The sequence below is a fragment of the Radiobacillus deserti genome, assembly GCF_007301515.1.
GTDB classification, from domain to species: domain Bacteria; phylum Bacillota; class Bacilli; order Bacillales; family Amphibacillaceae; genus Radiobacillus; species Radiobacillus deserti.
This window is the reverse complement of record NZ_CP041666.1, coordinates 1,992,731-2,017,233: the sequence shown is the minus strand read 5'-3', so window position 1 is coordinate 2,017,233 and position 24,503 is coordinate 1,992,731. Positions and strand designations below refer to the sequence as shown.

The window sequence follows — 24,503 nt, the reverse complement described above, 5'->3', positions numbered from 1 at the left end:
AGGAAAAACATTGTAAGTTGTTTTTCTTATAGATAAAATAAAGGAGGAATTTTCATGGCAAAATTTGAATTACCAGAGTTACCTTATGCATATGATGCATTAGAACCACACATTGATAAGGAAACAATGAACATTCACCATACGAAACACCACAATACTTATGTAACAAAATTAAACGGGGCTCTTGAGGGTCACGAAGATCTTCAAAGCAAATCATTAGATGAATTACTTTCTGATTTAAACAACGTACCAGAAAGTATTCGTACTGCCGTACGTAACAACGGTGGTGGACATGCAAATCACAGCTTATTCTGGACGCTTCTTTCTCCAAATGGTGGTGGGGAGCCGACAGGGGAAGTTGCAGAAGCAATTAACAGTAAATTCGGTAGCTTCGATGCATTTAAAGAAGAATTTGCTAATGCTGGTGCAGGTCGTTTCGGATCTGGATGGGCGTGGTTAGTTGTGAACAACGGTGAATTAGAAGTAACAAGTACTCCTAACCAAGACACTCCTGTAATGGAAGGGAAAACACCAATTTTAGGATTAGATGTTTGGGAACATGCGTATTACTTAAAATACCAAAACAAACGCCCTGATTACATTGCAGCATTCTGGAATGTAGTAAACTGGGATAAAGTAAACGAGCTGTATAAAGCTGCAAAATAATAGTTATAAAATACTCCCAATGAATGTTTTCATTGGGAGTATTTTTATGCTTAAAATAGCCTTGGCTTCAGTTCTTATTGAATATTCATCTCCTTTTTGAAAAGACTATAAGTAGATACAAAAAGGAGACAGGAGATATGAACTTACATCAAGGAGCTATACCGAAAGACGTAGAAATTGATAAAGATTTAAAATTACTTCTGACAATTGGTGGATTGCACGCCTTAGGAATATTTTTATCCAATACGTTCGTTAATATATACTTATGGAAACAATCTGGTGAATTTTTAGATATAGCCCTATATAACTTAGCTGTATATGTTTTACAACCATTAACATTTATCGTAGCGGGTAAGTTTGCTAAAAAAATAGATCGAGTCATTGTATTAAGACTGGGAGTCTCTTCTTTATCCCTGTTTTTTTTAACGGTCCTTTTAGTCGGAGAGAATGCGGCAACATTTAACATTCTTTTAGGTGCTTTGCTCGGTGTGGGAGCGGGATTCTATTGGCTAGCGTTTAATGTATTAATATTTGAGGTTACCGAACCAGAAACGAGGGACTTCTTCAATGGATTTCAGGGCGTTCTTCAATCTTTAGGGGGAGCAGTTGGTCCTGTACTTGCAGGTTATATCATATCCAGATTTAATAATTTTCAAGGATACACCATTATCTTTTCCATTTCCTTTATCATGTTTATCCTTGCTGTCATTTCTACGATGTTTATGAAAAGAAGGTCGGCGGAGGGAAAGTTTCAATTAAGGAGAATTCTCCAGGAAAGAAAACATAATAAAGATTGGAAACGAATTTTACATGCCCATTTTAGTCAGGGGCTCCGGGAAGGTATGTTTGTATTTGTTATTTCTATCTGGGTATTTATCACAACACAGAGTGAATTAGCTTTAGGTACGTTCAATTTAGTATTTTCAGGTGTTTCCTTTTTCTTTTATTATGTCATTACCCGGATTATCAAACCTCATATGCGGAAGTGGTCCGTATTTGTCGGTGGGTTGATTCTATACTTAGCGATTTTTCTGATTTTATTAGAAACAAGTTATATTACCTTATTAATATATGGAGCGATAATTGGAATAGGTTACCCTACGTTATTCGTTCCATATATGTCAATGACATTTGATGTGATTGGAAGGGGTTGGAAAGCAGCAGAAATGAGGATTGAGTACATTGTTGTACGTGAATTGTTTACAAACATGGGACGGGTTTCTTCTATTATAATATTTATTTCTGCCATAACCATTTTTGAGCCGGAGACAGCAATTCCTTATTTGTTTTTAACTTTAGGAATTGGCCACTTTGCTATCTACTTCTTCGTAAAAGATGTAACGATAACAAATCCGTTAACAGAGCATCATGCTGTTAAGCGAGAATTAGTTGAAGAAGAAAATAGATAGAGGATAGATGGATTTAAATTCTGATGATATAATAAAGGAGGTCTTTAAAGAGGAGAAAAGGAGAGGAAGCCAAATGGTTGATGAGAAAAAAAAGAAAAAGCGTTCCCAGCTTCCCTTTCGTTTAAATATATTATTTGTCTTTGTGTTTCTATTGTTTTCGTTACTCATATTACAACTTGGTGTTGTTCAAATACTAAACGGAGAAGAAGCGCAAGATAAAATAAATCGAACGGTGAAAGATACGAGTAAGAACCAAGTTCCGAGAGGGAAAATGTATGATCGATATGGAAGATTGATTTTAGACAACGAACCTGTTCGTTCTATAACGTACACGGCTCCGAAACATGGTGCTTCTGCTGAAGAGAGGTTACAATTAGCAGAAAAGCTTGCCGAATACATGAAATTGGAGTATCCGTATGACGAGTTACGTGAACGTGATAAAAAAGAGTATTGGTATCTACAAGGTAATAATGCCAAAGTAGCAGCAAGTCGCTTAACGAAAAAAGAGAAGGAGATGGAACCTTCTGACCAATATCAAGCGTTGCTCGATCATATTACGGAAGAAGATTTGGCTACGATTGATTGGAATGAAGATGTAATCCAAGTTATTGCGATTAAACGTGAGCTAGATGCAGCATCGGAATTAACTCCACATGTCATTAAAAATGAAGGAGTATCTCCGGAAGAATATGCACAAATTGCAGAACACTTAAAAGACCTTCCAGGAATTGATGCATCCATTGACTGGCAACGTAAACGAATTTTTGGACAGACCTTTGCTAATTATATTGGAAGTATTACAGACAGAGAGGAAGGCATTCCTAGTGAAAATGAAGACTTCTACCTAACGAACGGTTACAGTCGTAATGACCGTGTAGGGATAAGTGGATTGGAACAGGAATACGAAAGTGTCTTGCGCGGGACGAAAGAACAGATCCTTTATACGACCAACAAGGATGGAGAAGTCGTAGACTCCGAAGTCGTTGTGGAAGGTCAAAGAGGAAATGATCTTGTTTTAACGATTGATATGGAATTACAGCGACGTGTGGATCAAATTGTGAAACGAGAGCTGAAAGCAATCAGAAGTGAGAGTGGATTAAATCGATATGTAGATGATGCATTAGTTGCAATGTTGAATCCTAAGACGGGGGAAGTGCTCGCCTTATCTGGACAGCATTACGATTCAGAAGAAAATAAAATTGTAGATGAATCGTTCCGCGTTGTATATGATCAGCATAGACCGGGGTCTGCGGTAAAAGGTGCTACCGTTTTGGCCGGTTACGATGCAGGTCTGATTCAACCTGGTACGTCATTCTATGATAATCCAATTAAGATTGCCGGAACTCCAGAGAAAAGTTCCTGGAAGGATTTAGATTGGGTTGATGATTTAGAAGCACTTGAACGTTCTTCTAACGTATATATGTTCTACGTGGCAATGAGAATGTTAGGAGACTATAACTATGTTCGTGGTGATGCATTAAATGTAACGAATACGAATGCATTCCAAGATTTTAGAAATTATTTTGCACAATTCGGTTTGGGAGTGGAAACCGGAATTGATTTACCATATGAGGCAAACGGATATAAAGGACAAAATCCGCAAGCAGGTAACTTGCTTGACTTTGCGATTGGACAGTATGATACATTTACTACCCTACAGTTAGCTCAATATGTGTCCACGATTGCAAACGATGGATATCGAATTCGTCCTAAGCTTGTAAACGAAGTTCGTCAACCTTCTGTTGATGAACAGTTAGGACCAGTTGTGAAAAATTACAATACAGATGTACTCAACAAAATTGAGATGGATGACCGATATATTGAGCGGGTTCAGCAAGGGTTTATCAATGTATTCCATGGTTCGGGTGGTACAGCTAACAACAGATACTGGGCTGGGGCTTCTTATAAGCCTGCGGGGAAAACAGGAACTGCACAGAATGCTATCTATGAGGACGGCAAACTGATTGCAGAAACAGAAAATTTGACACTAGTTGGATATGCACCATATGACAATCCAGAGGTTGCGTTTGCAGTTGTTGTCCCGAATACAGGTACCTATGAAGGAAAATATGCAGTTAACCACACAATTGGTAGAGGAATCCTTGATGCTTATTTTCAATTGAAAAAGGAAAGACAGCAAAATGGAGTAGATATGAATCTCAAGGATAATAAAGAGAAGGATAGTAATTAAGAAAAAACTACAGAATGATAACGTAAAAAAACTGCCCAAAAGGGCAGTTTTTTTGTTTCCTAATAAAGCGACTTTATACAAAATTCTACGCAAATTTACACTTTCTTTACATTCTATTAATTCTTCCTTAACACTAAGTCGTTAAGATGTAATTGTGGTTGAGATAGCCAAGCCCAATTTTGAAAACTAATATGTAGGGGGAAAACAGTCATTATGAAAATGTCTAAAAAATTATTAGCACTGCTTGCAATGCTATTAATCACAGTTGGTGTACTTGCAGCTTGTGGTGGCGGAGCAGAAGAAGAAGAAGAAGGCGAAACAAATTCTGAAGGAAACACAGGAGAGAACGAGTCTGCTGAAGCTTCTGAAGAATTATCTGGAGCAATTGCAATCGATGGATCTTCAACTGTATTTCCAATCATGGAAGGTTTAACATATCAATATAACCAAGAACAACCGGAAGTGGAAGTTTCTTTAAACTCTTCAGGTTCTGGTGGTGGATTTAAAAAATCTACTGTTGGTGAAATTGATTTAAGTAATGCATCTCGACCAATCAAAGATGAAGAAAAAGCGATCGCGGAAGAAAATGGAATTGAATTAAAAGAATTAGAAATTGCGAAAGACGGACTTTCTGTTGTAGTAAGTAAAGAAAATGATTTCATTGAAAACATCACAATTGATCAATTAAGAGAAATTTTCTTGGCAGATAATGAATCTACTAAATGGTCTGATATTAACCCAGAATGGCCAGAAGAAACAATCAAAATCTATAGCCCTGGACATGATTCTGGTACGTTTGATTATTTCAACGAAGTAATTCTTGAAGAAAAGCCGATGAAAGAGGGAGAAAACACGACTCTTTCTGAGGATGACAATACGCTTGTAACTGGTATTGAAAGCGATCCGTATGCAATTGGTTACTTCGGGTATGCATACTATGCAGCAAACGAAGAAAGACTTAAAGTACTTGGTATCGATAATGGAGATGGTAACCCAGTTAAACCAACTCCAGAAACGGTACAAGATGGATCTTACACTCCACTTTCTCGTCCATTGTTCACTTATGTGAATGTGGCTTCTCTGAAAGAGAAACCTCAAGTATATGATTTTGTGAAATTCACACTTGAGAATGCAGCTTCTGCTGCGGAGGAAGTTGGATACGTAGCACTTCCAGAAGATAAGTACACTTCTCAACTTGAAGAAATTAAATCGTTAGCTGGAAAATAATAGCTAAACATTTCCATAAGATTGTGGTAGGGTTAGGCGTGCCTTTAAACAGGGTACGGTCTGACCCTGTCCACGTTTAAAAAAGTTAAAGGGGTCATAACGTGAATGCTATGAAACAGAATCATACAAACTCTATACAAGACCGGATTGCAGAAAACAAAGCGAATAACAAAAGATTGAAAGCTACGGAAAAAACTGTTCCAATATTTTTGTTGCTTTGTGCAGCTGTTTCTGTATTAACCACGATTGGAATTATCTTTACTTTACTAAGAGAGTCCTTTACCTTTTTTTCTGACGTTTCTGTACTTGATTTTCTTACAGGTACGAATTGGTCACCATGGACTGGACATTTCGGTGTATTTCCTTTAATCAGTGGAACTATTTTAGTAACGTTTATTGCAGCTTGTGTAGCACTTCCGTTAGGTGTGGCTTCTGCCATATTTTTAAGTGAATATGCAGGAGATAGAACTAGAAGAATTATTAAGCCTGTTTTGGAAGTTCTAGCTGGTATCCCAACAGTTGTATATGGATACTTTGCTTTAACATTCATTACACCAATTTTGATGAAAATTGTCCCAGAGCTTAAAATCTTTAATGCATTAAGTGCAGGGATTGTGGTCGGAATTATGATATTACCAATGGTAGCATCTTTGTCCGAGGATGCGATGAGTGCAGTTCCGAAAAGTTTACGTGAAGGAGCATTGGCACTTGGTGCAACAAAATTAGAAACAACGACAAAAGTAGTTATCCCAGCTGCATTATCTGGAATTATAGCATCCATTGTATTAGCTCTATCCAGAGCAATTGGTGAAACAATGATCGTGACGATTGCTGCTGGTGCATCACCTAATTTAACGTTTGATCCAACGCAATCGATTCAAACCTTAACAGCGTTTATCGTGCAAGGAGCTACAGGAGATACGACGTATGGATCGACTATTTATTATAGTATCTATGCGGTAGGTATCACACTATTTGTATTTACATTAATCATGAATATCATCTCACAATACGTTTCCCGTAAGTTCAGGGAGGATTACTAATGGCGAATATAATGAATCAAAAACGTTTAAAAAGAAGAGTTTGGAAAAACCGAATTTTTAAGTATTTATTTTTCCTAGCAACAATGATTGGATTAGTTTTCTTAGCGTTACTTATTTATCGAGTGCTCAACCAAGGTCTTGGTTATTTAAATATAGATTTTATTAAAAACTTCCCAGCGCCATATCCAGATAAAGCAGGTATGTTCGCGGGAATAATGGGTTCCGTCTTTTTAATGTTATTAATTGCCCCAATATCGATTATTTTAGGTGTTTCTACTGCGTTGTATTTAGAGGAATACGCTGCGAAAAATCGTTTTACGAGGTTTATTCAAGTGAACGTTCAAAACCTTGCGGGTGTTCCCTCTATCGTATATGGACTATTAGGATTAACATTCTTTGTCTATCTCTTTAACTTTGGCTACACGTTAATTGCTGGTGTGCTTACGATGAGTTTATTAATTCTGCCAGTTATAGTGGTGGCTGCACAAGAAGCCATTCGGTCCGTACCGAAGGAATTAAGTGAAGCCTCCATTGCAATGGGAGCAACGAAGTGGCAAACGATTTGGAGAATTGTATTACCAGCATCCATTCCTGGTATTTTAACTGGATCTATTTTGGCGTTATCTCGTGCAATTGGTGAAACAGCTCCATTAATCATTGTCGGAGCCGCAACAGCTATTTACACGATTCCTGACTCTTTATTAGCTAAATACACGGCTATGCCTATTCAAATCTATAGCTGGACTGCTAGACCTCAGGAAGAATGGCAATATGTTGCTGGCGCGGGGATTATAGTGCTGTTAATCGTGTTATTATTCATGAATGCAATCGCGGTTTGGATTCGAAACAAATTCCAAAATAGATATTAAAAAGGAGACTAATGATGATTGATATGAAGGTAAGAGAAGAGAAAAAGACGACAACTGGTACTCCGAAGGAATATGCGTTTAAAATTTCAGACTTTAACTTATGGTATGGTTCTAGTCAGGCGTTGTTTGAAATAAATATGGATATACCGAAAAATGATATTACGGCTGTTATTGGACCATCTGGATGTGGAAAATCAACGTTGCTAAAAACGTTAAACCGTATGATTGAAATGGTACCAACTGTGAAAACATCGGGTACTATTGAATATAACGGACAAGACATATTCAGTAATAAACTATTAGTAGAAGAACTACGTACCCGTGTTGGAATGGTATTCCAAAAGCCAAATCCATTCCCTAAATCTATTTACGAAAATGTAGCTTACGGACCCAAAATTCACGGTATCCGAAAGAAATCAGAATTAGATGCAATTGTGGAAAAAAGTTTGAAAGATGCAGCAATTTGGGATGAAGTAAAAGATCGTTTAAATCAAAATGCATATGGATTATCTGGTGGACAGCAACAACGTCTCTGTATTGCAAGATGTTTGGCCATTGAACCAGATGTAATCCTGATGGATGAACCTACGTCTGCATTGGATCCAATTTCTACGTTGAAAGTAGAAGAACTAATTAAGGAACTAAAAGAAAAATACAGTATTATCATCGTTACACATAATATGCAACAAGCTGCACGTATATCTGATCGTACAGCATTTATGTTGAATGGTGAATTAGTAGAGTTCTCTGAAACCGATCATCTATTTTCTACACCGAAAGACAAAAGAACAGAAGACTATATTACAGGCCGTTTCGGTTAATAAGAAGAGGCGAGGGATACTATGGTTGCTAGAGAGCAGTTTGAAGTTGAGTTGAAAAATATAGAGACAACAATTATAGAATTAGCTAAAGAGGCGGGGCAAGCATTAGAAGATGCAGTTCATGCACTCTTTACGCAGGATTTAGAATTAGCGAATAAGATTATTGAACGGGATGAAGTGCTAGATAAAAAAGAACTACAAATTAACGAAGAAGCTATTCTGTTAATTGCGAAGGAGCAGCCTGTCGCAAGAGACTTACGTCGGTTGATTGTCGCTATTAAAATCTCCTCGGATTTGGAAAGAATGGGGGACAATGCGACTAATATCGCGAAAGCTACCTTGCATCTAGGAAAACATGACTTAGTTGTTCATTCCTCTTTAAAGGATATGAAAGACATCGCGATTAAGATGATTGATTTAAGTACGAAAGCCTTTGAAATGCAAGATATTACGTTAGCAAGAAAGCTATCCGAAATGGATGACTTGGTTGACAGTATGTATGGAGATGTAGTTCGGGAAATGCTGGAGCAAACAGCAACAAATCCTCAAAAGATTCAGCATGTGATGCAAATGGCGTTTAGTGCACGGTTCATTGAGCGATTCGCGGATCACACAACAAATATTGGGGAAAGCATTCTTTATCTTGTAAAAGGCGAATCCTTTGATTTAAATCAATAAAACGAAAGCCGGGTGGTTGATACCATCCGGCTTTCGTTTTATGTTTTCGAGTTCTTTCGACAGCATTCGGGTAGTGACAGGCACCTTTTACTTCGTCAATGCGTCTGCGACTTGCTGGTAGGTCATATTCGTTTTTAATTCGAATTCTCCAGCTTGAATTTCTGTTTCATATCCATTTTCCGTTACGAATGTACTGAACTCCTGTGCACTTTTTATTACACCAGCTTGTTCAAGGTTTTGGAAAACGGTAGATAGGCTTGTCCCATATTCAATCACAAGCTTATAGGTTTCTTGTTCTTTGGAAGGAGTTTCTTCTACAGCTTGTTCATCTGTATCAGCAGGAGGCTCCTCTTTAGTAGGGGCATCTTCCTCCGGTTGCTCCGGTTTCTCCTCAGTCACCTCAGGTTGTTCATTTGACGACTCTTTAGTGGGTTCTTCGGCTGTTTCTCCAGCTTGTGATACCGTGTAACCTTCTTCTTCTAATTGTTTAATCATTTCTTTTGATGTTAATTCTGTCTCATTATTTAAGAAGAAGTAAGCAATCGCAATGACAAAGGTTGCTGCAAATATACCAATTGAAAAGGCTCTAATTGTGTACTTCATTACATACTCCTATCTTTCTTTAGAATATTGATTCAAGATGGAATAAACATCATATTCACTTAAAGAAGTTTCTTCCGCGATTTCTTTTACACTCATGCCTTGATCATGTAATTTATAAATCGTGCGGAGCATTGGGGTTTGCGTACTAATACTGCTTGCAGGAATAGTATCTTCTACCCAGTTATCCGTTAATAGTTCTTCTTCAAGGATCTTGATTTTTTTCTTGATTTGATAAGAATCTTGCATAGTCGATATCGTAAACTGTTCAATCTGTCCCTCTAAATTATTAAATTTGTCAATTAGGAAAAAGGAATAGACAAAAAGAACAATTGCAATTACGAGTAATGACAATATAGCAACTAACATGAACTTCCCTCCAATGTAAATTCCTAATCTTATTTATATCACACTCCACCTAATTAGAAAACCATTCGTTTGCTAAATTCTACTTTATTCATACAAAATTCGATAATTTTCAACGTTTCTAAGAAGATTACTATTTAATGGAAGGAAATGAATCTAAGCGGTGTGATTTCCATTCGAGGGTGAATGGAACGAAAGGACAAATACGGTAGAAGTTATCGTACTGAATGTGGAGGTTTTATGGGATAAATTTGAAGAAACCTGTTCGTTAAAGTTTAACTTAACGTAAGGGTGTGCTTGAAATTACGATTTATATTTGGTAATATATATTAGGTCTGATATATGATCTTACTAATAAAAGATAGATTTGATTAGTTTGGAGGGATAATAATGCGCGTAAATATTACACTTGCTTGCACTGAAACTGGTGATCGCAACTATATTACTACTAAAAATAAACGTAAACACCCAGAACGTATCGAGCTTAAAAAATATAGCCCACGTCTAAAAAGACATACGTTACACCGTGAAACGAAATAAGGTTTCCAAAGAACTCTTACCAGATTGGTGAGAGTTTTTTTCATAATTAAAAGCTAATCTGACGAATATTTGGTGAGTTGTACTGGCTAGGAGGGACGCAATGGATAAAAGAAGCTTAAGGCTGGAAGCAAAGCGTAGACTTGGTAATATGTCTGAAGAACAACGAAAGGACGTACAAGCTCAATTAGAAACTAATTTGATTCAATCTACACTTTGGAAATCGGCATCTTGTGTTGGGATTACGATTTCATATGGCTTAGAGTGGAACACAAATTCGGTTATTGAAAAAGCATGGGATTGTCACAAGACGGTTAGTGTACCAAAAGTTAATCCAGCAGATTCTTCCATGGCATTTTATAGGATTACATCCTTTCAAGACTTAGAAGAAGGGTATAAGGGCATTTTAGAACCTAAATCCTCTTGTGTATTCATTCCAAAAGATAATTTAGATCTTCTTATCGTTCCAGGCTTGTTATTTGATAAGGATCATCACAGATTAGGGTACGGTGGTGGATTTTATGATCGATTTCTTCAAGATTATATGGGGAAAACGATAGCATTAGCAGCAGAAGCACAGCTGTATCAAGGCATTCCATCGGATACATATGATATTCCCATTCAACATTTAATTACAGAGGTTGGATTCCGTTATTAAGTATAATAAGCGAGGATAGAACAAAGAATAAGGGTATCCAGCAAAGAAAGGATGCTGTAATATGAAATCTTTAGTATGGATTGCTTCGGCTGTGTTAGGAGCGACTGTCATTTTTCAGAAAAGATACAAAATACTCAATACGATCTTAGCAATAAATGTGCTGAGAAAGCTTTTTGTTCGACTTTCTATGAATATCCCATCTATGCGAACGAAAATATTGCCATCCATTTTTGGACGTTCAGCTTCTTAAGCTGAACGTTTTTTTTAGTAGTTCAAACATGATAGTGATTGGTTAACATGGTATGATAAGGCAAAAGGAGGACACCTAACGTGTATGCAAAAAGAAGATACCTCATGTTTCGTACGGCGAATCAGCTATTGAGTGAAGAAGGGTATAACCTACTTTATATAAACGACATAACGTCAGAGCTGTGGCTGGAAAAAAAGCAGAAACAAACTTCCTACGTGATTCGTTTCTCACTAGAACAGTTTGACTGGAAAAATCGGTTGAAGGAAGATATGGGAAGGGTCCTTCAACGTCTTCATACATTTAAAGGACAACTACGAGGTAGAACAGTAAATGTCTATAACATATATATTGCAGATTTTCCTCCTGTTGATAGTTGGGAACAATTAAAGAAGCCCATTCTTTGGAAAAAAGGAAAACCAGTTGTCTTACAAACGTATTATATTACGGATGAGAATCAAGGGGAGGAGCTCTCACGTTTTGCTCGTGATATTTCCATACATATTGAACCACCATTATATACAGAACATATAGAGGAAGAGAGTTATAATTTTGAAAAGCAAGTAAAACAAGAACATCAAAAACGTCAGAAGGAGCTTCAACAAGTTTTCAATTATCAAAAGCCATTATTTACTTATATTTTATTAATCCTAAATATATTGATGTTCGCTATTCTAGAGTGGAATGGGGGAAGCACCTCCATTCAAACGTTGATTCAGTATGGGGCAAAATATAATCCTGGTATCTTAGATGGAGAGTGGTGGAGGATTGTTACCTCTATGTTTTTACATATTGGTATTCTCCATCTCATGATGAATATGCTAGCCCTATATCATTTAGGAACAGCAGTTGAGCGAATGTTTGGCAGGTTTCGTTTCTTGTTTATTTATTTTGCATCAGGAACTTTCGGTGGGCTTGCCAGCTTTACTTTAAACCCTCAAGTTGCTGCAGGGGCTTCTGGAGCAATTTTTGGTTTATTTGGTGCGATGCTATTTTTCGGATTGATTTATAAAAGATTATTCATTCAGACCATTGGGAAAAATATCCTGTTTGTTATCGTGCTGAATATTATACTAGGACTTTCCGTTCCACAAATAGATAACGGTGCACATATTGGTGGACTAATCGGTGGATTTATTGCATCGGCGGTCGTTTGGATGCCTGCTAAGAAAAATCTATGGGCACAATTGCTGGCGAGTTTCGTACTGATTAGCTCTTTATTTGGATTAGCTATTTATGGATTACATTCACCAGCCCAAGAAAGTGCTTCGATTTTACTACATGAAGCACAGGAAGCAGTTCAAAAAGAAAACTATGAAGAGGTTTTAACGATTACGAACAAAGCACTAAAAAAACCAGAAGCTATGGAAGCAGAGCTTTTGTTTATTCGCTCCTATGCATCCATCAAATTAGGGGACACGGAAAAGGGAATTCAGGATTTAGAAAAGGTCATTGAGCTTCAACCTGACATGGCGGAAGCTCACTATAACTTGGCTCTATTATATGCAGAAACAAATAAAAGAAAGAAAGCACTTCAGCACGCAAAAGAAGCTAATCGTTTAAAGCCAAATAACGCTGATTTTGAATCCTTCCTTCAGCGATTGGAAGCGGAAGGGTAATATTGAATCAATTGTTGTTTTTTGCCGTTTCCATCTTGGAACAATACGATTAGGTGAGTCCCCTCTTTATCAAATAAGACGAGCGGGACAAAACTATTGACTGGTTTGTCGGTAGAAAGCTGTTCTGTAATATTTAAAATATAGTTTTTGTACAGTCCTTCCCATAACTGTCCAATGACTACATCTGTTTCTCCCATCGTGAGAGAAGGGATCGGTTCATCTTGATAACGATACAATTCCGTTAATGGGACGAATACATACTTGGATGCTGGAATCTGGAAGTGACGTAATAGTTGCTTCCAGTGATAACTTAACTGCTGTGCTGTTGCATGGTTTAGTGTTTTCATCCATTCCTGTTGATTTTGATTCTCAGGTTTTTGAAAAGATTCTAAAGCCGAATGAGGGGAGTCAATCACATACAATTCTGAGTTGGACATTCCGTGAATGCTTTTGATTTTATCATCCGGATAATGCAATTCTCCATGATGAAATGTGATGGCCTGAAAGTGGCTGCTTCCTTCATCAGGTAACACAGTTTCTTGTGAAATGTTATCTATATTTTCTTTCCATTTACTCAGGATACCTCTTAATCGGCCATCTGTATAAAGGATGGAGACATCCTGTCTTAAGTATATCTTTCGTTCTAGCTCGGAGGATTCCTTCCAAAGTATATCGAAGTCGTCATCTCCAGTCTGTGATAGAAGTTTGACATCGGTTTGTTGTAAGGAGAAGTCTAAGCTAGTGTCGATAGGGAAATGTTTAATAGCGGAGGTGTTATCACCTTGTCCATCTAAGATTAACGTTGTTAGATATAATCCAAAAATAACGATAAGACCTATAATTCCTCTGTTCATCCTACTACCCCTCTTTTGCGTATAATACGACTTGCACTACTAGTTATATATGATGAAAAACTCTTAGTTATGAAGACTAGCTATCCATATCCGTGTATGAATGTATGTCATCCTGCACACACTAGCAATATCTTGTATTTAGGGTGAGTGTATGGCAACAAACGAAAAGCAGCCATTGTTTAAGCGACATGAACAAAATATTCAGTACTTAAAAGAGCGGTTAGCCGTCGATAAAAGCTTTGATGTCATTCAGTTAGATCTTGAATATGCCGGACGAAAGATGTCCTTATATCTGATTGACGGCTTTGTAAAAGATGATATTCTTCATTTATTAATGAAGTTCTTAGCAAAGTTAGAAGAAAAAGATTTACAGCCTGACCCGTTGCAAAAGTTACTTAAGACATATATTCCATATGTGGAATTAGATCAAGTAGATGATTTAAATGCAGCAGCTGATACTGTCTTAGCTGGACCGACTGCGCTTGTCGTAGAAGGTCTAGACAAAGTCATCATGATAGACGCGCGGACATACCCTGTTCGTGGCCCACAAGAACCGGATTTAGAAAGGGTAGTAAGAGGTTCTAGAGATGGATATGTCGAAACGATTGTATTTAATACTGCTTTAACAAGAAGACGCGTACGGGATCGGTCTTTAAGAATGGTTTATTCAAGTATCGGAAGAAGGTCCAAAACAGACATCGTTTTGTGTTATTTAGAAGATATTGCAGATCCTAAAAAAGTAGAGCTATTACAAAAGCATTTGGAAAAAATCGATACAGACGGTTTACCAATGGCAGAAAAGACAGTGGAGGAATATTTAGGTGGAAGGCATTGGAATCCTTACCCTACGATTCGTTATACGGAACGACCAGACACAGCGGCTGCCCACTTATATGAAGGGCATATAATTATTATAATTGACGGATCGCCTAGTGTCATGATTGCACCATCCACCTATTGGCATCACCTACAACATGCAGAAGAATACCGTCAAAAGCCTTTAGTAGGTGCTTATTTACGATTCGTACGTTATTTTGCAGTATTGGCATCTATCTTTATGCTGCCGTTATATTATTTATTTTCCGTGAATCCTGATTTGCTTCCGTCGAGTTTGGAATTTATAGGACCAAGTGAGTTCGGGGCAATTCCGCTCTTGCTCCAGTTTTTAATTGCGGAAATTGGCATTGATATGCTCAGGATGGCCGCCATACATACACCTACATCTTTAGCAACTGCTTTAGGGTTGGTAGCGGCCATCATGATGGGGCAAGTAGCGGTTGAAGTCGGTCTATTTTCGTACGAGGTAGTCCTCTATCTTTCGCTTGCAGCAATAGGAACCTTTGCTACTCCAAGTTATGAATTGAGCTTAGCGAATCGGATTGTTCGCATCCTCCTTTTACTTTCGACTGCCGCTTTCGGTGTTAGTGGTTATGTAGTAGGAATTACGGCTTGGATTTTTTACTTAGTACGAATGAATTCTTTTCATACAGGCTATTTCTGGCCATTTTTGCCCTTTGCACCGACAGCGTTTAAGGATGTAATAGTTAGAACACCAGTACCACTGAAAACGAGAAGACCTGAATTTCTAAACCCGCAAGATCCAGATCGGTAAGATGATTTGGATCTTTTTCTTTGTTCTTAATATTTCTCGTTACTTATATCTATATTTTCAAATAAAGGATTGCTATAATAAGTTTGGTGATAATTATGAAAACGATTTACGATGTTCAGCAATTACTTAAAAAGTATGGAACCATCATTTATATTGGGGATCGTATCGCTGATCTACAAATGATGGAGGACGAAATAAAGGAACTTTATCAATCACAATTAGTAGAAATGGAAGACTATCGTATGGCACTATTATTAATTCGACATGAACTTGCGAAGCTTCAGGACAGAGGGGAAGGGATATAGTATGAATCCAGAATATTTAGTAGGCATTGATATAGGTGGGACGACCGTTAAAATGGCGATCTTTGAAAAGGAAGGTACTATTATTGAAAAGTGGGAAATTCCAACCAACAAAGACAATCAAGGGATTTCGATTCCAAATGATATTTGGACTTCAATCAAGAACAAATTGCAATCCAATTCTGTTAGTGTGTCATCCGTGCTGGGAATGGGTGTAGGTGCACCTGGATTTATTGATAGTGATATAGGGAATATTTACGAAGCTGTTAATATTGGATGGAAAAAGAATTTCGATTTAGGAAATCAACTTCACCTTGCATCAGAGCTTCCTGTTTTTGTAGATAATGATGCAAACTTGGCAGCGCTGGGTGAAAATTGGAAAGGTGCGGGTAACCTAGCAGAAAATCTTATTGCCATTACAATCGGAACCGGAGTAGGTGGTGGGATAATTACGAACGGACAAGTAGTAAATGGTTCAAATGGAACAGCCGGAGAGATCGGACATATTATGGTGGAACAGCATGGTGCTCCTTGTAACTGTGGACGAAATGGTTGTTTAGAGACAGTTACTTCTGCAACTGGAATGGTGAGACAGGCTAAAGAAGGCTTGACATCTCAGCCGACATCTGTCTTGAAGGAAATGTTAGAGAAAAATGGTGATCTTACAACGAAAGACCTTTTTGATGCTGCAAAGGACGGGGATGCGTTGTCCATTTCCATCATAGAGCGTGTATCCGATGTGCTTGGTCTTGCCATTGCAAATGTGGCCACGATCGTTAACCCTTCGAAGATTGTTATAGGCGGTGGTGTTTCCAAAGCTGGTGATGATTTACTGATCCCGTTACGAAAAGCATTTGACGCTTATTGCTTACCAAGAATAAGCGAAGCGTGTGAATTTAGAATTGCTCAATTAGGTAACGATGCGGGTGTATATGGAGCGGCTTATCTAGTAAAACAAAAGCTAGGATGATGGAATGGTGAAATAGGCTTATCTTTAAAAAATAAACCTCGTTCAGGGGTTTATTTTTTTTGTGTTGTCTATTAAAATGTATGAAGTGTTAACGCAGTGTAAACTTTTTATGAAGCTTAATGAAACTTTTGTCCATGTTGTTTCGTCTAAATAGATGTGTAGAAATTGCAAATAAGGGTATATATGAAATCAAACTGAATAGTATGAAGAAAATGTAAACGAATTGTGAATTAATCGGATTGAACAGAAATATTTTTGGTTAGGAGGTTAACGAAATGAAACGAAATTATCCACCACTATATATAATTGCAAGTGTCTTATTTGGTATAAAAACGTATATACTGTACCGTTTTGCATTTAATATTTCTTTAGACAATATAATGCAAGAGTTTATTTTATTGATAAACCCATTTGTATCTGCTTTTCTTGTATTTGCTATTTCCGTTTGGCTATCTTCTAAACGTCAAATGACGTTTATTCGATATACTAGTTTAATAGGTACATTGATTCTTTATTTTAACTTAGTCTTTTACAGAAATTTTGCTGATTTCATTACGATACCTGTTTTATTCCAAGGCAGTAATGCGGCGGACTTAGGCTCTAGTGTTCTAAACTTAATGCATGTGCAGGATCTTCTTTTCTTTTTAGATGTTGTCCTCATTTGGTATTTAAGTAAGAGACAAGCACCAATTATGACAGTTTCCTACAAAAAACGGAATAGAGTCATGGCGTTAACGGTATCTTTATTACTTGTAGTTGGGAACTTTATTCTTGCAGAAATTGAACGTCCACAGCTTTTTCAACGAACTTTTGATCGGGAGTATTTAGTGAAAAATATCGGTATTTTTAATTACCACATTTATGATATCGCCTTGCATTCTAAGACAGAGGCACAACGAGTGTTTGCTGATGGAAATGATATGCCGGAGATTCAAACCTATGTGGAAGAGAACATAAATCCTGATATGAAGTCAGAATTGTTTGGGGTTGCAAAAGGGAAAAATCTAATTTTTGTTTCAATGGAATCGTTACAAACTTTTGTGATTAACAATACACTTAACGGGGAGGAAGTTACACCTTTCCTAAATGACTTGATAGGGGATAGTTATTATTTTGAGAACTTTTACCATCAAACAGCACAAGGAAAAACATCAGACTCGGAGTTTTTAGTTGAGAATTCTCTATATCCACTACCACGTGGAGCTGTATTCTTTACGCACGGTCAGAACGAATACCACGCGATGCCTGAAATTTTAGGGGAGGCTGGTTATTACACATCTGTTTTCCACGCCAACAACAAAAGCTTTTGGAATCGAGATGTAATGTATGACAATATTGGATATGATGAATTTTACGATGTGGATTCATATGAAGTGACGGAAGAAAACTCGATTGGATGGGGACTAAAGGATAAGCCGTTCTTTGAGCAATCCATGAAATATTTACAATCGATTCCACAACCGTTTTATTCTAAGTTTATTACGCTAACGAACCATTATCCATTTGACTTAAGTGAAGAAGATGCAACCATTGAAAAATTTGATTCAAACTCTAAAACATTAAATCAATACTTTCAAACAGTTCGCTATATGGATGAATCGTTAAAACAATTTTTCGATGAATTAAAAGCATCTGGTCTGTACGATAATTCTGTAATTGTATTAATGGGAGACCACTATGGAATTAGTGATTTTCATAATAAAGCTATGGGAATGTATCTAGATAAAGAAATTACTCCATATGATGAAGTTCAGTTACAACGAGTACCGTTCTTTATCCATATCCCAGGTAAAGAAGGGAAAGTTATATCGAAAATAGCAGGACAAATCGATGTAAAACCTACGTTATTACACTTGCTTGGAGTTGATAATAGTAATGACATCGGTTTTGGTACAGATTTATTTGCTGATGATCGTAAGGACTTCATTGCATTGAGAGATGGATCATTCGTAAGTAATAACTATATTTACACAGAAGAAAAATGTTACGATCGTAATACTGGTGAAATCCTTTATCCAATGGAGGAGGATGAAACATCTGAACGGGAATCTTCTGACACGGAGGAAGACAATTTGTGTGCACCAATTAAAGAAAAAGTAGATAAGGAACTAAATTATTCTGATCAAATTATTTACGGGGATTTGTTCCGATTCTACAATTTTGATAAATAAATAACAGCGCTCTTATAGGGCGCTGTTATTTTTAATTAATATGTTATTTGGCTAGTCGCATAAAAAAAGTCCTCTCATGAGAGGACTTTTACACTTTTTTATTGATTATTAACAAACAACTCAGCATAAATGGTCATGATGGAGAACCAACCAAATGCCAGCATGGATGCGCCAGCAAAAGCTACTGCAAATAAGTTTTTAGATTTAAGTTCTCGGAAAACGGCAATCGCACATAGAATTGCCACAACTAATAACATAATAGCTAAAACCATTTAAAAAAAACCTCCTCCATTGTTTCCAAACGACTTGTACCATTTCTTTTTATTATATAATATGTAATGTATCATTTCTCCTCATACATTCTAAAACAAATCCATTGATTTGTCGAGGAAAACTGAAGATTTTTATTCATTTCTATTTATATCTATAAGAGCTAGTCAATTCAACAAAAAGGAGGAAGGAAAATGCATATAAAAACGCTTTCACTTGGACCGTTGGGTACCAATTGTTATGTACTTGCGAAAGAGGATAAGGCTCTAATTGTAGACCCTGGTGGAGATGCTCGTCAATTGTTAGATTTTTTACAGGCGCATCAATTGAAACCAGTAGCCATTTTACTAACCCATGCTCATTTTGATCATATTGGTGCTGTGGACGAAATAACAAGCAAATATGATATAAACGTTTACCTGAACGCTTTAGAATGGACTTGGTTAACCGACCCCAACAAAAATGGTTCTGCACGTTTTATTGGGAATGAAATAATCATTAAAGCTCGTCCGTTGGATCTTAAAGAAGGGCAGTTTACGATAGAAGGCTTTTCATTTAAGATTGTTCAAACACCTGGTCATTCACCAGGGAGTGTGTCCATTATATTCCAATCTGAGAAGGCGGTTTTTTCTGGTGATGCATTATTTCAGCAGGGGATAGGAAGAACAGACTTATTTCAAGGAAACTTTGAACTACTGCTATCGAGTATCCGAAATCAGCTTTTTACGCTAGAGGATTCTTTTGATGTATATCCGGGCCATGGTCCATCCACTTCCATCGGGTATGAGAAACAGCACAATCCATTTTTACAATGAAAAAAAAGACTCTTATTTATAAGAGTCTTTTTTTTAATGTTCGAAACCGGGTACAAGTATGAAGTTTGAGTAAAAGGTAAACCCAATAAAAAATACAGTACAATAAGCACCAAATAAGTACATATACATACGTTCTGATAGCTTTAAGTAACTAACTGCTAAAAAGAAAACAGTTTGTGCCAGAAATAAGTATGCCATACTAAACATGTCCCCAACAAAGAACATTACAGTAAAAATACCTGTCCAAAAGGCAAGTACACGATACATTCTGTCCATACTTCCCCCTCCTTTTCAATAGGTATCCATCATCGTAATTATATACGAGTCTGGTAAGATTGTAAATTGTTCTCATAAAAACCAAGTAAATTAATTATAAAAAAGCTCATGTTAACGTGACATGAGCTTCGAGAAACTGGGCTAGCTGGATTCGAACCAGCGACTGACGGAATCAAAATCCGCTGCCTTACCGCTTGGCTATAGCCCATTGCCTTTTATAGCATGAACAGATTGGACTAAATTATACATAGTTATGGAGAAGAAATAGGTATTATTTTTTGTGTCCGATAAGGGGAAGAGGATTCGGGAGTTTTAACAAGAATGGTTAATTTCATTTTATTATCAGATAGATTTTCATACTTTATAGTTACAGATCCATCCGGAAAAACGTAAAATCTTGAACCAGCATCTTCGTTTAATCCTTGATACTCGTCTTTAAAAGTAGTTAGTCCTAGTTGGAATAGAGATTCAACTTGGAGGCGTCTCTCTAAATACAGGGTGGAGTGGAGATGGTTCTGGTAAATTGTTAAGCTAGATAATAGACCTAAAAGTATGATTATTACGAAGCTCATCATATAAGGGAATAAAAACCCTTCTTCTGACTTAAAGAATAGGAATAATTTTTTCATAATAATCACCCTTACCATCTCGTATCCGGATTTTGATACCAGCAGAGGATGATGTAACAATAAAGGAATTGATGTCTCGTACCAAAATTTCATGTCCTTGTCCTGCAATCTGACGCCGAATGACGGATTTATATTTCGAAATCTCAACATGCTTTTCTTCACTATGAATGAACATAATTTGATTATTGTCAACTACTGTGTATTCCGCTCGATGAGATTCATCAGCTATGAATAGAAAAAATTGTTCAATAGCCAACTCATTGTAATAGGAATCATCCGATATCGATTGAAAAAGAAAGGGGAGGAAGGGAAGAGTAAGGAGAAGGATCGATAAGCTAAGGAGACTTTCTAGAAGGGTGAATCCACTTTGGCTCGTCTTCCTTTCCATATAAGCAGAACGTCTCCGTATTCTGATTGACATTGTCCCATTCTACACATCCTTTCATATAGTCCCGTTCCTTTGTAATGGAAAAGGTAACGGACCTTTTTTGAATGATTCTTTCGTAACTCGCAGGAAGCGGTTTGGATGAATGGTGAATAAAGTAGAGGAGCTCATCATGCAATTCAGATTGAATAAGTCTTCTGTCGCTTAACAGACGCTCCTGTTGTTTCACATACAAAAGTAATGGCAAAAAGGACGTTAGAATTAATAAAAGCAAACTGAGGGCAGTAACGGATTCCACAAGAGAATATCCTTTAGGACTGCGTAACAACATAACCCCTCCCTTTTCCAAAAGGAAATACGATCTTATACGTCTTCTCTTTTGTGAGTATAAGAAAGCTTCCTGGATTACGGATTTGACCATGGGGGGTGAAGGATAACGGCATCGATAAGGTTAGAAGCTGAACACTCCACGACTTTGGAAATAATCTTCTCCTGATGACCTTTCCATACCCTCCTTTTCTAATCTCATATGCGTTTTCATCAGGCTGAATAAATAAATAATAGTAATCCCCACTGTCCATTGCTATTTGTTGGAGAAACAATATATCGCTTTTAAAAACGTCAAAAAATTGATTGGCTTCATAGCTTTGTTTCCAATGTAAAAGAGATGCAGAGCTTATCACGATTAAACTACTAGTAATACCGAGGACAATAAGTGTTTCTAACAACGTAAACCCAGATTCGTCGTTCTTACTCAGTAGGGACAAGAGTAACTGCTCCATCTGAGGATATGTGTAACTGTTTACTACCATTTGCACAAGTAGCGTTTTCTTGAATATACTTTTCAGCTTCTAACTTGCCAACATCACTCGGAGGAACCCCGTGGTCAATTTGATAGGCTTGAATCTGACTTTTTGCCATTTTAATTAAAGCTACACATCCTTTGTCTTGAACCTCTCCATTTTTAGATGCAAGGTTCGGAATAAGTAAAAGGAGAAGTACGGATATAACTGCAAGAACAATAAGCATTTCGATTAATGTAAATCCTTGTGCTTTTTTGATCAAGAAATGTCACCCTCTTTTAAATGTTTTTCATTAAGTCGAACATTGGTACCATAAAAGACAAATAAACAAATAGGATAAAGATGGCCAACGCGGAAAAAAAGATAGGCTGAATGAGCTTTAATAAAGTAGAAACAAAAGATTGTAGCCTGTTATTCAACAATTCAGCATATACAAGCAGATCTTTTTCGACTTTCCTTGTATTCGCATCTAACTGAAAAATTGCTAAGCATTCTTCTTCGATTGCTAACCCACTAGAAAAGGTTTCTGGCGGGTGATCTCCTTTTTTAAATGTTCCTAGCATTTGAAGTGCATGATACGATAGGAAAGGCATGTCCTGTTGTTTACTTAAGATGGTTAGCGCTTCTTTTATAGAGGCACCGGTTTTTAATAGGGAACTAAGCAGTAAAGAAAAATAAAAAGAATTTTTCATCTTAACAAAACGACTATAAATAGGTAGGAGTGATTGTATCCGTAATATTTGATGTATGGGTAATCGCTTAGACAGTTGAAAGCCTATAGGAATGAAACAGACTATTACTCCAACTAAGAATAACGACCCTGTAAAAAGCACATCGAATATTGTCATAGAAAAAGATAATAGTGGAGAGGTACTACTAGCGGATATAAATAGTTGTTGGAACGAAGGATAGATATAGGATCGAACCGCATATAACACGAGAAGAAAAAGAAATAAAAGACAAATAGGATATCGAATCTGATTTTTAAAGGTACGAATATGTCCCATTTCATTCTTTAATAACGTCTGACATTGCGAGATGGACCTTTGAAGATCTCCGTTCATTTGAGTTACAGCGATAAAAGAGTAGAGCCTCTGTTTAAAGCCTAAATCTTGTAATACATAATCAAAAGCTGCTCCTTCCTGTAAAAGCTGCTTAGATTGTCTTGCTAACGGTTGTAATCGCTTATCCCAACTCATTCGGTCTAAAGCGTGTAGGAGTGTATATCCATTCTGAAGAAAATATACAAGACGGTCCAAATACAATTGTTGTGTTTTAGGATTTAGCTCTCGGTTCTGCTTAAGGAATAAGTGTTTTATCGATAAATCCAAGGGCATAGGCCTTCCTCCTTAATGTTTGGAACCTTGTTAAAGAATAGGATTGATAATGGATGGCTTTAGATAAGGAATCACCTGTTAGAATTTCTAAAATAGCTGCACGATTCGTTGGATGTAAGATTGGAAGTAACTCGATAGCTGCGACACCTAGCAAAACTTGGTGAATGTCCTGTTGATTTAGGCCGAATTCTAATAAGCGGTGAATGGTTCCGGCAGTATCCTTTGCGTGGAGTGTACTTAAAACTAGATGACCAGTGTAGGCTGCGTGAAAGGCTAATCTTGCAGTACCCTCATCTCTTATTTCTCCAATCATAAGAATATCGGGGTCATGCCTCAATGCTGCACGCAGACCTATTTGATAGCTTAAATTTGCCTTTTCATTAATTTGAATTTGTGTGACATTCTCTAGCTTACGTTCAATAGGGTCCTCTAAACTTATAACCTGTGAGGATTGTTGTTGAAGGAGAGATTGTAGTAACCCATATAAGGTTGTTGTTTTTCCGCTCCCAGTTGGTCCAGTTAGAAGAAAAATCCCAGACTTGTTATGAATAAGGTGAATCAATTGCTTAGCTTGTTGAGGAAAGAGAAACAACTGCTTGAAGGGGATTTCTTTTGATTGTGGGAGGATTCGGATTGCTAGACTTTCCAATGGATCCGCTGGAAGGGTGGATAACCGGAGAGAAAAAAAGTCTGAGCGATCTTGTAACTCCATCCGTCCGTCTTGAGGGCGTCTTATCTCTCCGATATCCATACCAGATGAAAATTTCAGATGTGTTAAAACGGACTGGTATTCAGAAAAGGGGATGGATTGCACTCTTCTCCTTTTCCCGTGAATTCGAAAATAAACACCTATATAGGATGATTCGGGACAGAAATGAACATCCGATGCTTCGTTTTTAATAGCCCGTAACAAGATTGTCTTACTAAAGCGAGCTCCATTCACTATACTTCTACCTCCTTTTACTATCTCTAGTTTTGCATGACATAACGTTTAATTGCAATGTCCAATAATATAGTAATCGAATACTCGGAGTCGGGTAAAACCATACAACAGTGTAGGATAAATAGATTATAAGTTGCAATTCAAAAACAAAAAAACCGTTCTAAAGAAACTTTTATTACCGAGGAAATCGCACAATAAGACAGGG

General features: G+C 37.1%; 29 protein-coding genes and 1 tRNA gene. 17 read left to right on the top strand and 13 right to left on the bottom strand.

Going from position 1 to position 24,503, the window contains the following annotated elements:
• Positions 1–54: 54 nt before the first annotated feature.
• The 8 genes from sodA to phoU all read left to right on the top strand — a co-directional run bounded on the left by sodA (position 55) and on the right by phoU (position 8,904).
• Positions 55–666, top strand: a complete 612-nt coding sequence (gene sodA / locus FN924_RS10720; RefSeq protein WP_143894363.1) for a superoxide dismutase SodA — start codon at positions 55–57, stop codon at positions 664–666.
• Between the two features lie 137 nt (positions 667–803).
• Positions 804–2,075, top strand: a complete 1,272-nt coding sequence (locus FN924_RS10715; RefSeq protein WP_143894362.1) for an MFS transporter — start codon at positions 804–806, stop codon at positions 2,073–2,075.
• Positions 2,076–2,148: 73 nt separating this feature from the next.
• Positions 2,149–4,266, top strand: a complete 2,118-nt coding sequence (locus tag FN924_RS10710) for a peptidoglycan D,D-transpeptidase FtsI family protein (protein ID WP_143894361.1) — start codon at positions 2,149–2,151, stop codon at positions 4,264–4,266.
• Between the two features lie 219 nt (positions 4,267–4,485).
• On the top strand, positions 4,486–5,493 hold the full coding sequence (locus FN924_RS10705) for a PstS family phosphate ABC transporter substrate-binding protein (protein WP_143897189.1): 1,008 nt from the start codon (positions 4,486–4,488) through the stop codon (positions 5,491–5,493).
• A gap of 110 nt (positions 5,494–5,603) precedes the next feature.
• A complete protein-coding gene (pstC, locus tag FN924_RS10700) occupies positions 5,604–6,536 on the top strand; it encodes a phosphate ABC transporter permease subunit PstC (RefSeq protein WP_143897188.1) in 933 nt (310 codons plus the stop codon).
• On the top strand, positions 6,536–7,405 hold the full coding sequence (gene pstA / locus FN924_RS10695; RefSeq protein WP_143894360.1) for a phosphate ABC transporter permease PstA: 870 nt from the start codon (positions 6,536–6,538) through the stop codon (positions 7,403–7,405). Before pstC ends, pstA begins: the two co-directional genes overlap by 1 nt.
• 11 nt (positions 7,406–7,416) lie before the next feature.
• Positions 7,417–8,226: a phosphate ABC transporter ATP-binding protein PstB gene (pstB, locus tag FN924_RS10690; protein ID WP_143894359.1), complete on the top strand. Its 810-nt coding sequence runs from the start codon at positions 7,417–7,419 to the stop codon at positions 8,224–8,226.
• 21 nt (positions 8,227–8,247) lie between these two features.
• A complete protein-coding gene (gene phoU / locus FN924_RS10685) occupies positions 8,248–8,904 on the top strand; it encodes a phosphate signaling complex protein PhoU (RefSeq protein ID WP_143894358.1) in 657 nt (218 codons plus the stop codon).
• An 87-nt stretch (positions 8,905–8,991) separates the two neighbouring features.
• Here phoU and FN924_RS10680 read toward each other — a convergent pair whose 3' ends face one another.
• Both FN924_RS10680 and FN924_RS10675 read right to left on the bottom strand, forming a co-directional pair.
• On the bottom strand, positions 8,992–9,507 hold the full coding sequence (locus tag FN924_RS10680) for an endolytic transglycosylase MltG (protein WP_143894356.1): 516 nt from the start codon (positions 9,505–9,507) through the stop codon (positions 8,992–8,994).
• Between the two features lie 9 nt (positions 9,508–9,516).
• Positions 9,517–9,873 (bottom strand): helix-turn-helix domain-containing protein, encoded by a 357-nt coding sequence (locus tag FN924_RS10675; protein WP_143894354.1) that lies wholly within the window; start codon positions 9,871–9,873, stop codon positions 9,517–9,519.
• Between the two features lie 387 nt (positions 9,874–10,260).
• On the opposite strand from FN924_RS10675, the gene rpmG reads away from it, so the two are divergent.
• From rpmG to FN924_RS10655, 4 genes are all read left to right on the top strand, one after another.
• The gene (rpmG, locus tag FN924_RS10670; RefSeq protein WP_143894352.1) at positions 10,261–10,410 is read left to right on the top strand and encodes a 50S ribosomal protein L33; all 150 of its coding nucleotides are present in this window, start codon (positions 10,261–10,263) and stop codon (positions 10,408–10,410) included.
• 100 nt (positions 10,411–10,510) lie between these two features.
• Positions 10,511–11,065, top strand: coding sequence for a 5-formyltetrahydrofolate cyclo-ligase (locus FN924_RS10665; RefSeq protein ID WP_143894350.1), 555 nt, complete (start codon positions 10,511–10,513; stop codon positions 11,063–11,065).
• A 61-nt stretch (positions 11,066–11,126) separates the two neighbouring features.
• On the top strand, positions 11,127–11,315 hold the full coding sequence (locus FN924_RS10660) for a hypothetical protein (RefSeq protein ID WP_143894348.1): 189 nt from the start codon (positions 11,127–11,129) through the stop codon (positions 11,313–11,315).
• An 80-nt stretch (positions 11,316–11,395) separates the two neighbouring features.
• Positions 11,396–12,931 (top strand): rhomboid family intramembrane serine protease, encoded by a 1,536-nt coding sequence (locus FN924_RS10655; protein WP_143894346.1) that lies wholly within the window; start codon positions 11,396–11,398, stop codon positions 12,929–12,931.
• Here FN924_RS10655 and FN924_RS10650 read toward each other — a convergent pair.
• Positions 12,907–13,785: a hypothetical protein gene (locus FN924_RS10650; RefSeq protein WP_143894344.1), complete on the bottom strand. Its 879-nt coding sequence runs from the start codon at positions 13,783–13,785 to the stop codon at positions 12,907–12,909. The genes FN924_RS10655 and FN924_RS10650 overlap by 25 nt on opposite strands.
• Positions 13,786–13,936: 151 nt before the next feature.
• On the opposite strand from FN924_RS10650, the gene FN924_RS10645 reads away from it, so the two are divergent.
• From FN924_RS10645 to FN924_RS10630, 4 genes are all read left to right on the top strand, one after another.
• Positions 13,937–15,397, top strand: a complete 1,461-nt coding sequence (locus tag FN924_RS10645; protein WP_143894342.1) for a spore germination protein — start codon at positions 13,937–13,939, stop codon at positions 15,395–15,397.
• Positions 15,398–15,492: 95 nt separating this feature from the next.
• Entirely contained in the window at positions 15,493–15,702 is a 210-nt protein-coding gene (locus FN924_RS10640) for a YqgQ family protein (protein ID WP_143894341.1), read from the top strand.
• A 1-nt stretch (position 15,703) separates the two neighbouring features.
• A complete protein-coding gene (locus tag FN924_RS10635) occupies positions 15,704–16,669 on the top strand; it encodes an ROK family glucokinase (RefSeq protein WP_143894339.1) in 966 nt (321 codons plus the stop codon).
• 275 nt (positions 16,670–16,944) lie between these two features.
• Positions 16,945–18,840, top strand: a complete 1,896-nt coding sequence (locus tag FN924_RS10630) for an LTA synthase family protein (RefSeq protein WP_143894337.1) — start codon at positions 16,945–16,947, stop codon at positions 18,838–18,840.
• Positions 18,841–18,938: 98 nt separating this feature from the next.
• On the opposite strand, the gene FN924_RS10625 is transcribed toward FN924_RS10630, so the two are convergent.
• Entirely contained in the window at positions 18,939–19,112 is a 174-nt protein-coding gene (locus FN924_RS10625) for a DUF2759 domain-containing protein (protein WP_143894335.1), read from the bottom strand.
• Between the two features lie 192 nt (positions 19,113–19,304).
• Between FN924_RS10625 and FN924_RS10620 the strand changes: the two genes are divergently transcribed.
• Positions 19,305–19,925, top strand: a complete 621-nt coding sequence (locus tag FN924_RS10620; protein ID WP_143894333.1) for an MBL fold metallo-hydrolase — start codon at positions 19,305–19,307, stop codon at positions 19,923–19,925.
• Positions 19,926–19,958: 33 nt separating this feature from the next.
• Here FN924_RS10620 and FN924_RS10615 read toward each other — a convergent pair whose 3' ends face one another.
• From FN924_RS10615 to comGA, 9 genes are all read right to left on the bottom strand, one after another.
• Entirely contained in the window at positions 19,959–20,201 is a 243-nt protein-coding gene (locus FN924_RS10615; protein WP_143894332.1) for a DUF2626 domain-containing protein, read from the bottom strand.
• A 136-nt stretch (positions 20,202–20,337) separates the two neighbouring features.
• Positions 20,338–20,409, bottom strand: a tRNA-Gln gene (locus tag FN924_RS10610).
• A 43-nt stretch (positions 20,410–20,452) separates the two neighbouring features.
• Positions 20,453–20,830, bottom strand: coding sequence for a hypothetical protein (locus FN924_RS10605; RefSeq protein WP_158633986.1), 378 nt, complete (start codon positions 20,828–20,830; stop codon positions 20,453–20,455).
• Positions 20,805–21,218: a competence type IV pilus minor pilin ComGF gene (gene comGF / locus FN924_RS18875; RefSeq protein ID WP_228409425.1), complete on the bottom strand. Its 414-nt coding sequence runs from the start codon at positions 21,216–21,218 to the stop codon at positions 20,805–20,807. The genes FN924_RS10605 and comGF overlap by 26 nt, the downstream gene beginning before the upstream one ends.
• Entirely contained in the window at positions 21,166–21,546 is a 381-nt protein-coding gene (locus FN924_RS10595; protein ID WP_228409424.1) for a hypothetical protein, read from the bottom strand. The genes comGF and FN924_RS10595 overlap by 53 nt, the downstream gene beginning before the upstream one ends.
• On the bottom strand, positions 21,527–21,982 hold the full coding sequence (comGD, locus tag FN924_RS10590) for a competence type IV pilus minor pilin ComGD (RefSeq protein ID WP_158633984.1): 456 nt from the start codon (positions 21,980–21,982) through the stop codon (positions 21,527–21,529). The genes FN924_RS10595 and comGD overlap by 20 nt, the downstream gene beginning before the upstream one ends.
• Positions 21,966–22,280, bottom strand: coding sequence for a competence type IV pilus major pilin ComGC (gene comGC / locus FN924_RS10585; protein ID WP_143894324.1), 315 nt, complete (start codon positions 22,278–22,280; stop codon positions 21,966–21,968). Before comGC ends, comGD begins: the two co-directional genes overlap by 17 nt.
• 16 nt (positions 22,281–22,296) lie before the next feature.
• Entirely contained in the window at positions 22,297–23,355 is a 1,059-nt protein-coding gene (locus FN924_RS10580; RefSeq protein ID WP_143894322.1) for a type II secretion system F family protein, read from the bottom strand.
• Positions 23,318–24,298: a competence type IV pilus ATPase ComGA gene (comGA, locus tag FN924_RS10575; protein ID WP_323368602.1), complete on the bottom strand. Its 981-nt coding sequence runs from the start codon at positions 24,296–24,298 to the stop codon at positions 23,318–23,320. Before comGA ends, FN924_RS10580 begins: the two co-directional genes overlap by 38 nt.
• Positions 24,299–24,503: the final 205 nt, after the last annotated feature.

What these genes read in the sequence shown, in the direction of transcription:
- pstB (WP_143894359.1), top strand. Translation starts at nt 7,417, where the DNA reads ATGATGATTGATATGAAGGTAAGAGAAGAGAAAAAGACGACAACTGGT.
- FN924_RS10665 (WP_143894350.1), top strand. Translation starts at nt 10,511, where the DNA reads ATGGATAAAAGAAGCTTAAGGCTGGAAGCAAAGCGTAGACTTGGTAAT.
- comGF (WP_228409425.1), bottom strand. Translation starts at nt 21,218, where the DNA reads ATGGAAAGGAAGACGAGCCAAAGTGGATTCACCCTTCTAGAAAGTCTC.
- rpmG (WP_143894352.1), top strand. Translation starts at nt 10,261, where the DNA reads ATGCGCGTAAATATTACACTTGCTTGCACTGAAACTGGTGATCGCAAC.
- FN924_RS10715 (WP_143894362.1), top strand. Translation starts at nt 804, where the DNA reads ATGAACTTACATCAAGGAGCTATACCGAAAGACGTAGAAATTGATAAA.
- FN924_RS10660 (WP_143894348.1), top strand. Translation starts at nt 11,127, where the DNA reads ATGAAATCTTTAGTATGGATTGCTTCGGCTGTGTTAGGAGCGACTGTC.
- FN924_RS10615 (WP_143894332.1), bottom strand. Translation starts at nt 20,201, where the DNA reads ATGGACAGAATGTATCGTGTACTTGCCTTTTGGACAGGTATTTTTACT.
- FN924_RS10640 (WP_143894341.1), top strand. Translation starts at nt 15,493, where the DNA reads ATGAAAACGATTTACGATGTTCAGCAATTACTTAAAAAGTATGGAACC.
- FN924_RS10630 (WP_143894337.1), top strand. Translation starts at nt 16,945, where the DNA reads ATGAAACGAAATTATCCACCACTATATATAATTGCAAGTGTCTTATTT.
- pstA (WP_143894360.1), top strand. Translation starts at nt 6,536, where the DNA reads ATGGCGAATATAATGAATCAAAAACGTTTAAAAAGAAGAGTTTGGAAA.
- FN924_RS10620 (WP_143894333.1), top strand. Translation starts at nt 19,305, where the DNA reads ATGCATATAAAAACGCTTTCACTTGGACCGTTGGGTACCAATTGTTAT.
- FN924_RS10595 (WP_228409424.1), bottom strand. Translation starts at nt 21,546, where the DNA reads ATGTTGTTACGCAGTCCTAAAGGATATTCTCTTGTGGAATCCGTTACT.
- FN924_RS10710 (WP_143894361.1), top strand. Translation starts at nt 2,149, where the DNA reads ATGGTTGATGAGAAAAAAAAGAAAAAGCGTTCCCAGCTTCCCTTTCGT.
- FN924_RS10650 (WP_143894344.1), bottom strand. Translation starts at nt 13,785, where the DNA reads ATGAACAGAGGAATTATAGGTCTTATCGTTATTTTTGGATTATATCTA.
- sodA (WP_143894363.1), top strand. Translation starts at nt 55, where the DNA reads ATGGCAAAATTTGAATTACCAGAGTTACCTTATGCATATGATGCATTA.
- pstC (WP_143897188.1), top strand. Translation starts at nt 5,604, where the DNA reads ATGAAACAGAATCATACAAACTCTATACAAGACCGGATTGCAGAAAAC.
- phoU (WP_143894358.1), top strand. Translation starts at nt 8,248, where the DNA reads ATGGTTGCTAGAGAGCAGTTTGAAGTTGAGTTGAAAAATATAGAGACA.
- FN924_RS10605 (WP_158633986.1), bottom strand. Translation starts at nt 20,830, where the DNA reads ATGAAAAAATTATTCCTATTCTTTAAGTCAGAAGAAGGGTTTTTATTC.
- FN924_RS10645 (WP_143894342.1), top strand. Translation starts at nt 13,937, where the DNA reads ATGGCAACAAACGAAAAGCAGCCATTGTTTAAGCGACATGAACAAAAT.
- FN924_RS10625 (WP_143894335.1), bottom strand. Translation starts at nt 19,112, where the DNA reads ATGGTTTTAGCTATTATGTTATTAGTTGTGGCAATTCTATGTGCGATT.
- FN924_RS10635 (WP_143894339.1), top strand. Translation starts at nt 15,704, where the DNA reads ATGAATCCAGAATATTTAGTAGGCATTGATATAGGTGGGACGACCGTT.
- FN924_RS10705 (WP_143897189.1), top strand. Translation starts at nt 4,486, where the DNA reads ATGTCTAAAAAATTATTAGCACTGCTTGCAATGCTATTAATCACAGTT.
- FN924_RS10675 (WP_143894354.1), bottom strand. Translation starts at nt 9,873, where the DNA reads ATGTTAGTTGCTATATTGTCATTACTCGTAATTGCAATTGTTCTTTTT.
- FN924_RS10580 (WP_143894322.1), bottom strand. Translation starts at nt 23,355, where the DNA reads ATGCCCTTGGATTTATCGATAAAACACTTATTCCTTAAGCAGAACCGA.
- FN924_RS10680 (WP_143894356.1), bottom strand. Translation starts at nt 9,507, where the DNA reads ATGAAGTACACAATTAGAGCCTTTTCAATTGGTATATTTGCAGCAACC.